Source organism: Aeromonas sp. 2HA2 (genome assembly GCF_029237345.1).
Lineage (GTDB): Bacteria > Pseudomonadota > Gammaproteobacteria > Enterobacterales > Aeromonadaceae > Aeromonas > Aeromonas salmonicida.
In genome coordinates, this window is sequence record NZ_JAACGB010000006.1 from 210605 (window position 1) to 223364 (window position 12760).

13 protein-coding genes and 3 tRNA genes are annotated in these 12760 nt (G+C 57.6%); 13 read left to right on the forward strand and 3 right to left on the reverse strand.

Annotation, left to right across the window (positions count from 1 at the left end; all coding sequences use genetic code 11):
* Nucleotides 1-104 precede the first annotated feature (104 nt).
* Nucleotides 105-2075, forward strand: coding sequence for a DNA topoisomerase III (locus GWQ29_RS10775; RefSeq protein WP_275919405.1), 1971 nt, complete (start codon nucleotides 105-107; stop codon nucleotides 2073-2075).
* Between the two features lie 80 nt (nucleotides 2076-2155).
* Here GWQ29_RS10775 and GWQ29_RS10780 read toward each other — a convergent pair whose 3' ends face one another.
* Together GWQ29_RS10780 and GWQ29_RS10785 are read right to left on the reverse strand one after the other, a co-directional pair.
* A complete protein-coding gene (locus tag GWQ29_RS10780; RefSeq protein ID WP_275909174.1) occupies nucleotides 2156-3511 on the reverse strand; it encodes a TrkH family potassium uptake protein in 1356 nt (451 codons plus the stop codon).
* A complete protein-coding gene (locus GWQ29_RS10785; protein ID WP_021139864.1) occupies nucleotides 3508-4161 on the reverse strand; it encodes a TrkA family potassium uptake protein in 654 nt (217 codons plus the stop codon). Before GWQ29_RS10785 ends, GWQ29_RS10780 begins: the two co-directional genes overlap by 4 nt.
* A gap of 127 nt (nucleotides 4162-4288) precedes the next feature.
* On the opposite strand from GWQ29_RS10785, the gene murB reads away from it, so the two are divergent.
* Both murB and birA read left to right on the forward strand, forming a co-directional pair.
* Nucleotides 4289-5326, forward strand: a complete 1038-nt coding sequence (gene murB / locus GWQ29_RS10790; protein ID WP_275919406.1) for a UDP-N-acetylmuramate dehydrogenase — start codon at nucleotides 4289-4291, stop codon at nucleotides 5324-5326.
* Nucleotides 5323-6288, forward strand: coding sequence for a bifunctional biotin--[acetyl-CoA-carboxylase] ligase/biotin operon repressor BirA (birA, locus tag GWQ29_RS10795; RefSeq protein ID WP_021139866.1), 966 nt, complete (start codon nucleotides 5323-5325; stop codon nucleotides 6286-6288). Before murB ends, birA begins: the two co-directional genes overlap by 4 nt.
* Before the next feature lie 80 nt (nucleotides 6289-6368).
* Here the strand turns inward: birA and coaA are convergent, their stop codons facing one another.
* Entirely contained in the window at nucleotides 6369-7307 is a 939-nt protein-coding gene (coaA, locus tag GWQ29_RS10800; RefSeq protein WP_011898271.1) for a type I pantothenate kinase, read from the reverse strand.
* A gap of 261 nt (nucleotides 7308-7568) precedes the next feature.
* On the opposite strand from coaA, the gene GWQ29_RS10805 reads away from it, so the two are divergent.
* The 10 genes from GWQ29_RS10805 (at nucleotide 7569) to rplL (ending at nucleotide 12685) form a co-directional block, all read left to right on the forward strand.
* Nucleotides 7569-7653 (forward strand) — tRNA-Tyr (locus tag GWQ29_RS10805).
* A gap of 38 nt (nucleotides 7654-7691) precedes the next feature.
* Nucleotides 7692-7766: transfer RNA gene (locus GWQ29_RS10810), tRNA-Gly, on the forward strand.
* 172 nt (nucleotides 7767-7938) lie between these two features.
* Nucleotides 7939-9123, forward strand: a complete 1185-nt coding sequence (tuf, locus tag GWQ29_RS10815; RefSeq protein ID WP_033135315.1) for an elongation factor Tu — start codon at nucleotides 7939-7941, stop codon at nucleotides 9121-9123.
* A 53-nt stretch (nucleotides 9124-9176) separates the two neighbouring features.
* Nucleotides 9177-9253: transfer RNA gene (locus GWQ29_RS10820), tRNA-Trp, on the forward strand.
* Nucleotides 9254-9313: 60 nt separating this feature from the next.
* The gene (secE, locus tag GWQ29_RS10825) at nucleotides 9314-9685 is read left to right on the forward strand and encodes a preprotein translocase subunit SecE (RefSeq protein WP_005318552.1); all 372 of its coding nucleotides are present in this window, start codon (nucleotides 9314-9316) and stop codon (nucleotides 9683-9685) included.
* A gap of 9 nt (nucleotides 9686-9694) precedes the next feature.
* Complete coding sequence (nusG, locus tag GWQ29_RS10830; RefSeq protein WP_005318554.1) at nucleotides 9695-10246, forward strand: transcription termination/antitermination protein NusG; 552 nt, start codon at nucleotides 9695-9697, stop codon at nucleotides 10244-10246.
* A gap of 133 nt (nucleotides 10247-10379) precedes the next feature.
* Complete coding sequence (gene rplK, locus GWQ29_RS10835) at nucleotides 10380-10808, forward strand: 50S ribosomal protein L11 (RefSeq protein ID WP_005318556.1); 429 nt, start codon at nucleotides 10380-10382, stop codon at nucleotides 10806-10808.
* 4 nt (nucleotides 10809-10812) lie between these two features.
* Nucleotides 10813-11514 carry a 50S ribosomal protein L1 gene (gene rplA / locus GWQ29_RS10840; RefSeq protein ID WP_005318560.1) on the forward strand — a complete coding sequence of 234 codons (702 nt, stop codon included), beginning with the start codon at nucleotides 10813-10815 and terminating at the stop codon, nucleotides 11512-11514.
* 256 nt (nucleotides 11515-11770) lie between these two features.
* The gene (rplJ, locus tag GWQ29_RS10845; RefSeq protein WP_005318563.1) at nucleotides 11771-12271 is read left to right on the forward strand and encodes a 50S ribosomal protein L10; all 501 of its coding nucleotides are present in this window, start codon (nucleotides 11771-11773) and stop codon (nucleotides 12269-12271) included.
* A 51-nt stretch (nucleotides 12272-12322) separates the two neighbouring features.
* Nucleotides 12323-12685, forward strand: coding sequence for a 50S ribosomal protein L7/L12 (gene rplL, locus GWQ29_RS10850; protein ID WP_005318565.1), 363 nt, complete (start codon nucleotides 12323-12325; stop codon nucleotides 12683-12685).
* Nucleotides 12686-12760: the final 75 nt, after the last annotated feature.

Below are 12760 nucleotides of genomic sequence, written 5' to 3' on the forward strand. Positions count from 1 at the left end.
CGACTGCGTGCTCGTGATCACCGAACCCGCGGATGGCCAGGCTTGGGCTTTGCAAAAGGCTCGGTATATACTGTTCGCATATACAGTGTTCAGGTGTGTTTACCATGCGACTCTTTATCGCCGAGAAGCCCAGTCTTGGCCGAGCCATTGCCGATGTGTTGCCCAAGCCCCACAAGAAGGGGGACGGTTTCATCGAAACTGCCCAGGGGGATGTGGTGACCTGGTGCATCGGCCACCTGCTGGAGCAGGCCGAGCCCGATGCCTACGACGCCGCCTTCAAGCAGTGGTGCATGGAGCAACTGCCCATCATCCCCGCCCAGTGGCAGCTGGTGGCCAAGCCCAAGACCAAGACCCAGCTAACCGTCATCAAGCGGCTGATCAAGCTGGCCGACTGCGTGGTGAATGCCGGTGACCCGGACAGGGAAGGGCAACTGCTGGTGGACGAGGTGATCGACTTTCTCGGTTACCCCAAGACCAGACCGGTGCAGCGCTGCCTTATCAGTGATCTCAACCCGCCGGCGGTGCGCCGCGCCCTCGACAAGCTCAGAGACAACAAGGAGTTCGTGCCGCTGGCGGTATCGGCACTGGCCCGCAGCCGTGCCGATTGGCTCTATGGCATCAACATGACCCGGGCTTACACTCTGCTCGGTCGCAAGGGCGGTTGCAGCGAACTGCTGTCGGTCGGTCGGGTACAGACCCCGCTGCTGGGGTTGGTGGTGCGGCGGGATCTGGAGATAGAGGCCTTCGTACCCAAGCCCTTCTATGAGGTGCTGGCCCATCTGGTAACCGAGGGCAACGAGCGCTTCAGTGCCAAGTGGCTGCCCTCCGAGGCCTGCCTGCCCTGGCAGGATGAGGAGGGGCGGGTGCTCAACCGGGCGCTGGCGGAGAAAGTGGTCAGTCGCATCAATGGCCAACCAGCATCGGTAGAAGAGGTAGAGGAACAGGCCCGCAAGCAGGCAGCACCGCTGCCCTACAACCTCTCCAGTTTGCAGATCGATGCTGCCAAGCGCTTTGGCATGGATGCCAAGCGAGTGCTGGATGTGTGTCAGGGGCTCTACGAGCGCCACAAGCTCATCACTTATCCCCGATCCGACAGCCGTCACCTGCCCAGCGATCACTTCAACCGGGCCGCCCAGGTGCGGGAGGCCATCGCTGCTACTGCGCCGGCATTCGCCAGGGCGGTGAGCGAGGCGGACGGCAAGATCCGCAGCAAGGCGTGGAATGACAGCAAGGTGGATGCCCACCACGCCATCATCCCCACCGAGAAGCGTGGCAACGAGGGCAGTCTCAGCGGCGATGAGGCCAAAATCTACGGTCTGGTGGCGCGCCAATACCTGCTGCAGTTCTACCCACCGTTCGAGTACAACGACAGCAAGGTGCTGCTGCGTATCGCGGGTGGCCTGTTCCAGGCCAAGGCGCGGCGGATCCTCAAGGCGGGCTGGAAGGCGCTGCTGGGGGTGGAAGAAGATGACGACGAAGAGAAAGCCGGTACCCTGCCCGCCCTGAAAGAGGGGGAGCAATTGCTGTGCGAGCGCGGCGAGCTGCTGGAGAAGATGACCCAGGCGCCCAAGTCGTTCACCGATGCCACCTTGCTGGCCGCCATGACCGGCATAGCCCGCTACGTGCAGGATCCCGAGATCCGCAAGACCCTGCGCGAGACCGATGGCCTGGGTACAGAGGCGACCCGGGCCGGCATCATAGACCTGCTGTTCAGGCGTCGTTTTCTGGTGCGCCAGGGCAAGAGTATCAAGGGCACGCCCACTGGACGGGCACTGATCCTGGCGCTGCCCGCCACCGCTACCACGCCGGACATGACGGCCCTGTGGGAGCAGAGCCTGGGCCAGATTGCCGAGCGGCACGCCAGCTATCAGCAATTTATGGGGCCACTGACGGAGCAGTTGAACACCTTGATCGAGGGGGCCAGGCAGGATTCCGGCGCCAGCTTCAGCGCCCTGCCCAAGGCGGCGCCGGGGGCCGGCAAGCCCCGTTTTCCCCGTCGCAAGAGCAGTGCAGGCACCACTGGCACTCCTCGCAAGAGTGCCGGCAAGCGCCCGGCCAGGAGCAAGGCGACCTGAGTCGCTGCGCCGCAATACCAGGCTGGATAAGCAAAATAGAAAAAGGGGCCCTTGGCCCCTTTTTCTATTTTGCACCTGGACTAGCCAGTATAGACGCTCTCTTCCGGATACTTGATGCGGGTTTCGCTCGGGCGAGCCAGCATGAAGGCCAGGGTCAGCGGGCCGAGACGACCACAGATCATCACCAGTACCAGGATAAGCTTTCCCGGCTCGCTCAAAGAGGCAGTAATGCCGGTAGAAAGCCCCACAGTGGCGAACGCAGAGACGGTCTCGAACATGATTTTGTCGAACGGCAGATCCTCGGTCACCATCAGCAGGAACATCGCCAGCATCAGCACCATGGTGCTGACCATGATGATGGCCAGCGAGCGGGTCACTATCTGGGGTGAGAGGGTGCGGCCAAAGGCGGTGACGTGGGGCCGCTTGCTCAGGAAGGCCCTGGTCGCCAGCAGCACCACCGCAAAGGTAGTCACCTTGATACCACCACCGGTAGAGGTGGTACCGGCCCCGATAAACATCAACATCATCATGAACAGCAGGGCGGCAGGGACCATCTGCCCGGTGTCGATGCTGTTGAAGCCCGCGGTCCGCGCACTGGCCGACTGAAAGAAGGCTGCCAGCCATTGCCCCCCAAGGGAGGCGCTGCCAAGGGTGCCCGGATTGTTGCGCTCCAGCAGCCAGAACATCAGGGTGCCCAGCAGCAGCAGGGCAGGGGTCATCACCAGCATCAGCTTGCTGTGCAGCTTCAGTTTGCGCCAGCGGCGGTTGCGTACCAGATCGACGATGACGGTAAAGCCTATGCCTCCCAGGATCAGCAAGAGCGCAATCGTCAGCGAGATCAGGGGATCATCCCGATAATCCATCAGGCTGTTGGGAAACAGTGAAAAACCGGCGTTGTTGAAGGCGGAAACTGCATGGAAGAAGCTGACATAAAGACCGCGTTCCCAGCCCATATCGGGCACCCAGCGGATGGCCATGACAGCGGTGCCGATCAGCTGGGCGATAAAGGCGAACAGCACTATGCGTCTGACCAGCCCCACTATGTTGACCGAGCCCTCCTGTCCCAGCGCCTCCTTGGCCAGCACCTGCTGGCGCAGGCCGACCCGTTTGCTGAACATGGCGATCAGCAGCAGTGTCATTGTCATCTGACCCAGACCGCCAATCTCCATCAATATCAACAGGAAGATCTGTCCCTGCAGCGTGAAGGCGGTACCTGTATCCACCACACCGAGCCCGGTCACGCTGATGGCCGAGGTGGCGGTGAACAGGGCGTTGACGAAGGTCACCTCGCCATTGTGGCTGGAGGGTTGCACCAGAAAAATGGTGCCGATCAGCAGGATGACCAGAAAGCTGCCCAGGATCAGCTTGGCTTCGCTCCAGCGGGAGTTGTCATCCCGATGCAGGGCGAAGGCGTAGCTGCTGCGCCAATTGATCACAGGGTTTCCAGCCAGTGGTCGATGGCGTGTTTGTTGCCCGCCATGATCAGTATGTCGCCCAGTTGCAGCTCCATCTTGCCGGTCAGCACGTTATGCAGCACATCGCCTCGCTTGATGGCGAGCAGCTGGAAGTCGTTCTGTTGCAGCAGATGCAAGTCACCGAGATTGCGGGCATTTTGCTGCAGACCGATAACGACTTCGGTCAGCACCATGTCGTGGCCCAGCTCCAGATAGTCGAACAACCGGTTGTCCAGCATGCTCTGGGCGACCCGTCGGCCCATATCCCACTCCGGATTGATCACCTTGTCGGCCCCGACTTTATGCAGGATTTTGGCGTGAAACTTGTCACGGGCCTTGACCCACACCTTCTTCACGCCCGCCTCTTTCAGGACGAGCGTGGTGAGAATACTGGTCTCGAGGTTGTCACCGATGGCGACAAAAACGATGTCGAAGTTGGCCAGCCCCAGCTCTGCCACGGTAGCCTCATCGGTCGCATCGGCGACGATGACATGGCTGCACAGAGTGGCTATCTGGCGGGTCTTGCTTTCGTCGATATCAATCGCCAGCACCTCGGCATCCTGCCGTTGCAGCTCTTCGCACAGGGCGCTGCCAAACAGCCCCAGTCCGATGACGGCAAATTGGTTGTTCATGAGTACTTCCTCGGGAGTCGGAACCGGATACTCTACTCCAGCAGATCGAGTCCGAAAAGAGGGCGGGATTTTTCGTCCGGCGGGAATATAAGGTAGACTGCCCGCTTGCTATTGTCGGGACACGCAGATGAAACTCACCCCCCACGCCTCCTTGTTGACGCTCAACACCCTGGCCCTCGATGCCCACTGCCTCTGGCTGGCGGAGGTAGACAATCTTGATGACCTGCCGCAGATCCTGGCCAGTCCTGAACTGGCAGAATTGCCCCGCCTGGTGTTGGGTGGTGGCAGCAATATATTGTTTTGCAATGATTTCGCTGGCCTGGTGGTACTCAACCGGCTGAAGGGTATCGCACTGCAGGATGAGGGGGATCACTGGCTGTTGCATGTGGCCGCCGGTGAGGACTGGCATCAACTGGTGTGTCATGCCCTGCAACAGGGATGGTATGGTCTGGAGAATCTGGCGCTGATCCCGGGCACAGTCGGCGCCGCGCCGGTGCAGAATATCGGTGCTTACGGGGTCGAGCTGGCTCGTTTCTGTGCCTATGTGGAGGCATTCAACTGGCAGAGCGGTCAGGTGGAGCGGATCAAGGCCGCCGATTGTCATTTCGGCTACCGTGACAGCATCTTCAAGCACGCCTGTCAGGATTCTCACTTCATTACCGCCGTCGGTCTGCGTCTGCCCAAGGCCTGGACGCCCATGCTGGGTTATGGCCCGCTGGCGGCGCTCGGTGACACGCCCACGGCGCAGGCCATCTTCGATACCGTCTGCGCCACCCGGATGGCCAAGCTGCCGGATCCCAACCTGCTCGGCAATGCGGGCAGTTTCTTCAAGAACCCCGTGGTAACGACGACGCTGGCCGACACGCTCAAGCAGCAATATCCGCAGATGCCCTGCTACCCGGCCGGGGAAGGGCAGGCCAAGCTGGCGGCTGGCTGGCTCATCGATCAGTGCGGTCTCAAGGGTTTTGCCATCGGCCGCGCAGCCGTCCACCAGGAACAGGCGTTGGTGCTGGTCAATCTGGGGGGGGCCAGCGCCATGGAGCTCATCGCTCTGGCGGCCCATGTGCGTGACAGCGTGGAGCAGAAATTCGGGGTGGTGCTGGAGCACGAAGTGCGCTTCATGGGGCTGACCGGTGAGACTTGGCTCGATGAGGTACTGGCATGACGCTTACTCCCATCAGGCAGACGCTGATCACCCTGCTCAGCGATGGCCAGTTTCACTCCGGCGAGCAGCTCGGCGAGCAGCTCGGCATCAGCCGTGCAGCAGTGGGCAAGCACATGGCAGCGCTCAAGGAGCTGGGGCTTGACCTGTTCAGTCTGACCGGCAAGGGTTATCGGCTGGCGGTGCCAATGGCGCTGTACGATCAGGCGCAGTTGCAGGCGCTGGCCCCCATGGCGCCGGTGCACTGCTTCCCGGTGATCGACTCCACCAATCAGTATCTGCTGGAGCGGGTCAACCAGCTGCAGTCCGGCGAGAGTTGTCTGGCCGAGTGCCAGACTGCCGGTCGTGGTCGCCGTGGCAAGCCCTGGGTTTCCCCCTTCGGTTGCCAGCTGATCCTGAGCATGTATTGGCGACTCGAGCAGGGCATGGCGGCGGCCATGGGCCTGAGTCTGGCGGTCGGAGTGGCCGTGGTGCAGGCGTTGGAATCCCTGGGTTATCCGGGGGTCGAGCTCAAGTGGCCGAACGATCTCTATTATCAGGGCCGCAAGCTGGCTGGCATTCTGGTGGAGATGAGCGGCAGCGCCGGCGCCAGCTGCAACCTGGTGATCGGGGTGGGCCTCAACCTGGCGATGCCAGCCCGTGAGGGGGAGCGGATCGATCAGGCCTGGTCCGAGCTTCGCCACATCCAACCGGAACTGGTGGATCGCAATCTGCTGGCCGCCCGCATGCTCGGCCACCTGCAACAGGCCATGTTGACCTTCGAGCAGCAGGGGTTGTCGCACTTTGTCGATGACTGGAACCGGCTCGATCACTTTGCCGGTCGGCCGGTGCGCCTCTTGATGGGGGAGCAGGAGATCCGGGGCATCGCCCGTGGCATCGATGATCGCGGCGCCCTGCGACTGGAGACGAGCGAGGGGATCAAGTTCTATCTGGGGGGAGAGATTTCCCTGCGACGGGGCGACTGATATCCCGGTGTGCCAGAGACACCAATGGAAGAGGGGGCCTGCAGGCCCCCTCTTCGTTCATGTACTGTGCTCACCCGCCATCACTTGCGCAGTTTGATCTGCTCGATGGCATGCTCATGACCTTTGGTCAGGATCAGATTGGCCCGCTCCCGGGTCGGCAGGATGTTTTCCTGCAAATTGAGATAGTTGATATCTTGCCATATGGTGTTGGCGATCTTGCTGGCTTCACTCTCCGCCAACTTGGCGTAGTGGTGGAAGTAGGAGTCCGGATCCGAGAAGGCACCGCTGCGAAACTTGAGGAAGCGCTCGACATACCAGGTGCGCAGCAATTCGGTTTCGGCATCCACATAGATGGAGAAATCGACAAAATCTGACACGAATACTCTATGGGGTTCCTGTGGATAGTCCATGCCGCTTTGCAGCACATTTAGCCCTTCCAGGATCAGGATATCCGGCTGTTCCACCACCTTCTTCTCATCCGGAATGATGTCGTAGATGAGGTGGGAGTAGACTGGCGCCTCTACCTTCTCATGGCCGGCGCGGATATTGGCGACAAACTCCACCAGATGGCGGATGTCGTAGGACTCCGGAAAGCCCTTGCGGCGCATCAGGCCACGCTCTTCCAGCACCTTGTTGGGATAAAGGAAGCCATCCGTGGTGACCAGCTCTACCCGAGGATGCTCCGGCCAGCGCTCCAGCAGCGCCTGCATGATACGGGCCGTGGTGCTCTTTCCCCCCGCCACGCTACCGGCGATGCTGATGATGTAAGTGCCCTTGCCGCGGGACTGGCCGAGGAACTGTTCCAGCACCCGGCTGCGGCGCTGCTTGGCCTTGACGTAGAGATTGAGCAGGCGAGAGAGGGGCAGGTAGATCTCTTCCACCTCCTGCAATGACACCTTTTCATTGATACCGCGCAGGGTCTGCAGATCGTGTTCGGTCAGGGTCAGGGGGACCGCATCGCGCAATAACGCCCATTGTTCGCGGGTGAATTGCAAATAGGGGTTATGCTCTGTCGTCATGGTGTCATCACTGTTTCTTGGGCAGGGCGACCATACACCAAGGGGTGGGGAGCGACAAGCTATGCTGCGGATCCGAGCAGGGAGTGAGTCCTTTTTTGCATACTTCCCGGCAATAATGCACATTTTGCAAGGCGCAATGGTTGCATCCCCAAAATCCTTACAATAAAATGCGCGACGCTTGGATGTCTGTCGTCTATTTGCCCGGCAAAAGCGATAAAACAACGGGTGCAAGCAGAATTACCGTTGTGGCATTTATGCACCGGAGGGGTTCCCGAGCGGCCAAAGGGATCAGACTGTAAATCTGACGGCTCTGCCTTCGAAGGTTCGAATCCTTCTCCCTCCACCATATTTCTCTGCGGTTTGAGTTCTTTGGGTTAGAGAAATGCGGGCATCGTATAATGGCTATTACCTCAGCCTTCCAAGCTGATGATGCGGGTTCGATTCCCGCTGCCCGCTCCAAGATGCTGATATGGCTCAGGCGATACCAAGAGCTACACCCTCGGGTGAAGTCGGCCGTCGAATCTGCCTGTCAGCACCAGCCTCTCTTCCCCACCAGATTCAAATCCATCATATAAACTGTTCTGTGGTTAGCTTGCCACCGCGTACTCAGCGTTAGTTTAGAGGGACGATCATGTCTAAAGAAAAATTTGAGCGTAACAAACCGCACGTTAACGTGGGTACCATCGGCCACGTTGACCACGGTAAAACCACCCTGACTGCAGCCATCACCAACGTGCTGGCCAAGCACTTCGGTGGTAAAGCTTTCGCCTTCGACCAGATCGACAAGGCACCGGAAGAGCGTGAGCGTGGTATCACCATCAACACCTCCCACGTAGAATACGATACCGCTACCCGCCACTACGCGCACGTAGATTGTCCGGGTCACGCCGACTACGTTAAAAACATGATCACCGGTGCTGCCCAGATGGACGGCGCGATCCTGGTAGTAGCCGCGACCGACGGCCCGATGCCGCAAACTCGTGAGCACATCTTGCTGGGTCGCCAGGTTGGTATCCCGTACATGATCGTGTTCATGAACAAGTGCGACATGGTAGATGACGAAGAGCTGCTCGAACTGGTCGAGATGGAAGTTCGTGAACTGCTGACCGAGTATGACTTCCCGGGTGATGACCTGCCGGTAGTTCGTGGTTCCGCGCTGAAAGCGCTGGAAGGCGACGCGGCATGGGAAGAGAAAATCATCGAGCTGGCTGGCCACCTGGATACCTATATCCCGGAGCCGGAGCGCGCAATTGACCTGCCGTTCCTGATGCCTATCGAAGACGTATTCTCCATCGCTGGCCGTGGTACCGTAGTAACCGGTCGTGTAGAGCGCGGTATTGTTAAAGTCGGTGAGACCGTAGAAATCGTGGGTATCAAAGATACCGTTTCTACCACCTGTACCGGTGTTGAAATGTTCCGCAAGCTGCTGGACGAAGGTCGTGCAGGCGAGAACATCGGCGCGCTGCTGCGTGGCGTCAAGCGTGAAGACGTAGAGCGCGGTCAGGTACTGGCCAAGCCGGGCTCCATCAAGCCGCACACCAAGTTTGAATCTGAAGTGTACGTACTGTCCAAAGAAGAAGGTGGTCGTCATACCCCGTTCTTCAAAGGCTACCGTCCGCAGTTCTACTTCCGTACAACCGACGTGACCGGTACCATCGAACTGCCGGAAGGCGTAGAGATGGTAATGCCAGGCGACAACATCAAAATGGTTGTTACCCTGATTGCACCGATCGCAATGGACGACGGCCTGCGTTTCGCTATCCGTGAAGGTGGTCGTACTGTAGGTGCCGGTGTTGTAGCCAGCGTGATTGCTTAATCTTTGGCTTACATAAATAAAGCAAAGCCCCTATAATAGGGGCTTTCTTATGTAGGGGCGTAGTTCGAATTGGTAGAACAGCGGTCTCCAAAACCGATGGTTGCGGGTTCGAGTCCTGCCGCCCCTGCCATATACCTCGTCTCGTACGGGGCTTTTGTGTCTTTGGTTACGTCAGATACAGGTGGGTTGTATGAGTGTTAGTTCTGAGAGCCAGGGCGGAAGCAAGGATACCCTGCTTTGGGGCCTGGTTTTCATCATCCTGGCGGCCGCTGTAGTGGGTAATTACCTGCTCAACGATGTTGTCGCTGCCGTCCGCGCCCTGGGTGTGGTCGTTGTCATTGCTGCTGCTGGTGCAGTAGCCCTGCAAACCACCAAGGGAAAGGCGACACTGGCATTTGCCCGTGAGTCTCGCCTGGAAGTCCGCAAGGTCGTATGGCCGACCCGTCAGGAAGCCATTCAGACAACCCTGATTGTGCTGGCGGTGACTGCCGTGATGGGGCTGTTGCTGTTCATGCTGGACGGTGCCTTGGTCTGGTTGGTCAACTTGATTACCGGAGTGTAAGGATAAGCCATGACTGAACAACGTGAACAACGTATGAGATGGTATGTCGTGCAGGCATTCTCCGGCTATGAAGGTCGGGTAGCTAAATCCCTGCGCGAACATATCAAGATGCATGGCATGGAAGACATGTTCGGTGAAGTACTGGTCCCGACTGAAGAAGTGGTCGAGATGCGTGCTGGCCAGAAGCGCAAGAGTGAGCGCAAATTTTTCCCGGGCTACGTGCTGGTTCAGATGCTCATGGATGAAACCACATGGCACTTGGTGCGTAACGTACCGCGTGTGATGGGCTTCATTGGTGGCACCTCTGATCGCCCGGCTCCTATCTCTGATAAGGAAGCCGATGCGATCCTGAACCGCCTGCAAGATGCCCACGACAAGCCGCGTCCGAAAACCCTGTTTGAACCGGGTGAAATGGTGCGGGTTGCCGATGGTCCGTTCGCCGACTTCAACGGTACCGTTGAAGAGGTGGACTACGAGAAGAGCCGCGTGAAGGTCTCTGTTTTGATCTTCGGTCGCTCAACGCCGGTAGAACTGGATTTTGGTCAGGTCGAAAAGGGCTGATTAAACTCTGTACGTTAACGGTTGTCAGGGGCAGCGAATGTCACTATAATTCGCTGCCCCTTTATTAGTTGGGGAGCCGTTTGCAGGAGCATGTCTCCGAGGCGCTAGAACCCATTTCTGAGGTATTTTTCTAATGGCTAAGAAAGTCACAGCTTATATCAAGCTGCAAGTTAAGGCTGGCAGTGCTAACCCCAGCCCTCCCGTTGGTCCTGCTCTGGGTCAGCACGGTGTTAACATCATGGAATTCTGTAAGGCGTTCAACGCTCGTACAGAGAAGCTGGAAAAAGGCTCACCGACTCCGGTCGTGATCACCGTTTACAGCGACCGTTCCTTCACCTTCGAAACCAAGACTCCGCCTGCTGCCTTCCTGTTGAAGAAAGCTGCCGGTATCCAGTCTGGTTCAGCCAAGCCGAACAAAGACAAGGTTGGTAAGGTGACTGTTGCCCAGCTGCAAGAAATCGCCAAGACCAAAGAGCCGGATATGACCGGTGCCGATCTGGATGCAAAAGTACGTTGCATCGCAGGCTCCGCTCGTTCCATGGGCCTGGTAGTGGAGGATTAAGACAATGGCAAAACTTTCCAAGCGTATGCGCGTTATTCGCGAAAAAGTTGACGGTACCAAAGAGTACTCCATCAACGAAGCCATTGCCCTGCTGAAAGAACTGGCTACCGCCAAGTTCGTTGAAAGCGTTGACGTTGCTGTCAACCTGGGTATCGATGCTCGTAAATCTGACCAAAACGTTCGTGGTGCTACTGTACTGCCGCACGGTACCGGTCGTGATGTACGTGTTGCCGTATTCACCCAGGGTGCCAACGCCGAAGCTGCCAAAGCTGCCGGTGCTGAACTGGTTGGTATGGATGACCTGGCCGATCTGGTCAAGAAAGGCGAGATGAACTTCGACGTCGTGATCGCATCCCCGGATGCCATGCGTGTTGTTGGTCAACTGGGTCAAATCCTGGGCCCGCGTGGCCTGATGCCGAACCCGAAAGTCGGTACTGTAACCCCGAACGTTGCTGAAGCTGTGAAGAATGCCAAAGCCGGTCAGGTTCGTTACCGTAATGACAAGAATGGTATCATCCATACCACTCTGGGTAAGGTTTCTTTCGACGAAGTTCAGCTGAAAGAAAACTTGGAATCACTGCTGGTTGCCCTGAAAAAGGCCAAGCCGTCTTCCGCCAAAGGTATCTTCATCAAGAAAGTCAGCATCTCCACCACCATGGGTGCCGGTGTTGCCGTAGACCAAGCTTCTCTGGAAGCTCAGGGCTAATTGATGGATTTTACAAGGCGCAAAATTTAATCTATAATTTTGCGCCTTGATTGGTTGGGGGCTTCGACCTCCGTCCAAGACCGCAGGAGGCTGCAAAGCCTTAATCCTTCCTGCGTAGACGGTGCCGGAAACCCAGCGAGAAAGATTCTTTCTCTTCTGGAATCCTGCTACCGCATCGTTCCCCTCTGTTGTGAAGGTAGGGGGGATGTGTCAGTACTGAGTCATGAGACTCAGATTCAATCCAGGAGTTAAGCCAATGGCATTGGGACTCGAAGACAAAAAGGCAATTGTTGCTGAAGTCAACGAAGCTGCCAAAGGCGCCCTGTCCGCAGTTGTAGCCGATTCTCGCGGCGTCACTGTAGACAAGATGACCGTCCTGCGTAAAACCGCTCGTGAAGCCGGTGTGTACATGCGCGTTGTGCGTAACACCCTGCTGCGTCGTGCGGTTGAAGGTACCGAATTCGCGTGCCTGAACGACGTATTGACTGGTCCTACCTTGATTGCTTTCTCCAACGAACACCCGGGCGCTGCTGCTCGTCTGTTCAAAGAGTTTGCCAAAGCGAACCAAAAGTTCGAAATCAAGGCCGGCGCTTTTAACGGTGAGTTTATCGCCGCAGCACAAATTGATCGTCTGGCCACGCTGCCGACTTACGACGAAGCAATTGCGAAGTTGATGGCGACTATGAAAGAAGCCTCTGCTGGCAAGCTGGTTCGTACCATCGCTGCTGTGCGTGATCAGAAACAAGCTGCTGCTTGATTCTCGCCTATTTAGGCTGTTTGAGTTTATTCAACATCAGGAATTTTTGTCATGTCTATCACTAAAGACCAAATCATCGAAGCCGTTGCTTCCATGTCCGTAATGGAAGTTGTTGAGCTGATCGAAGCTATGGAAGAGAAGTTCGGTGTTTCTGCCGCTGTTGCTGTTGCTGCCGGTCCGGCTGCAGAAGCAGTAGAAGAGAAAACCGAGTTCGACGTAGTTCTGACTGCTGCTGGCGCCAACAAAGTTGCCGTCATCAAGGCCGTTCGTGCCGCTACCGGTCTGGGCCTGAAAGAAGCCAAGGACCTGGTAGAAGCCGCTCCTGCCAACCTGAAAGAAGCCATCTCCAAAGATGAAGCTGAAACTCTGAAGAAGCAGCTTGAAGAAGCTGGTGCTTCTGTTGAGATCAAATAATCTGCATTTATGTAGATTAGCCTGATAAAACAGGCTAGGGCTGGTGAATATTTGTTCACCAGCCTTTTTGCGCTG

Bases quoted from the DNA above. Each gene is read 5' to 3' on its own strand.
- GWQ29_RS10775 (WP_275919405.1), top strand. From the start codon at position 105: ATGCGACTCTTTATCGCCGAGAAGCCCAGTCTTGGCCGAGCCATTGCC.
- GWQ29_RS10785 (WP_021139864.1), bottom strand. From the start codon at position 4,161: ATGAACAACCAATTTGCCGTCATCGGACTGGGGCTGTTTGGCAGCGCC.
- murB (WP_275919406.1), top strand. From the start codon at position 4,289: ATGAAACTCACCCCCCACGCCTCCTTGTTGACGCTCAACACCCTGGCC.
- birA (WP_021139866.1), top strand. From the start codon at position 5,323: ATGACGCTTACTCCCATCAGGCAGACGCTGATCACCCTGCTCAGCGAT.
- coaA (WP_011898271.1), bottom strand. From the start codon at position 7,307: ATGACGACAGAGCATAACCCCTATTTGCAATTCACCCGCGAACAATGG.
- tuf (WP_033135315.1), top strand. From the start codon at position 7,939: ATGTCTAAAGAAAAATTTGAGCGTAACAAACCGCACGTTAACGTGGGT.
- secE (WP_005318552.1), top strand. From the start codon at position 9,314: ATGAGTGTTAGTTCTGAGAGCCAGGGCGGAAGCAAGGATACCCTGCTT.
- nusG (WP_005318554.1), top strand. From the start codon at position 9,695: ATGACTGAACAACGTGAACAACGTATGAGATGGTATGTCGTGCAGGCA.
- rplK (WP_005318556.1), top strand. From the start codon at position 10,380: ATGGCTAAGAAAGTCACAGCTTATATCAAGCTGCAAGTTAAGGCTGGC.
- rplA (WP_005318560.1), top strand. From the start codon at position 10,813: ATGGCAAAACTTTCCAAGCGTATGCGCGTTATTCGCGAAAAAGTTGAC.
- rplJ (WP_005318563.1), top strand. From the start codon at position 11,771: ATGGCATTGGGACTCGAAGACAAAAAGGCAATTGTTGCTGAAGTCAAC.
- rplL (WP_005318565.1), top strand. From the start codon at position 12,323: ATGTCTATCACTAAAGACCAAATCATCGAAGCCGTTGCTTCCATGTCC.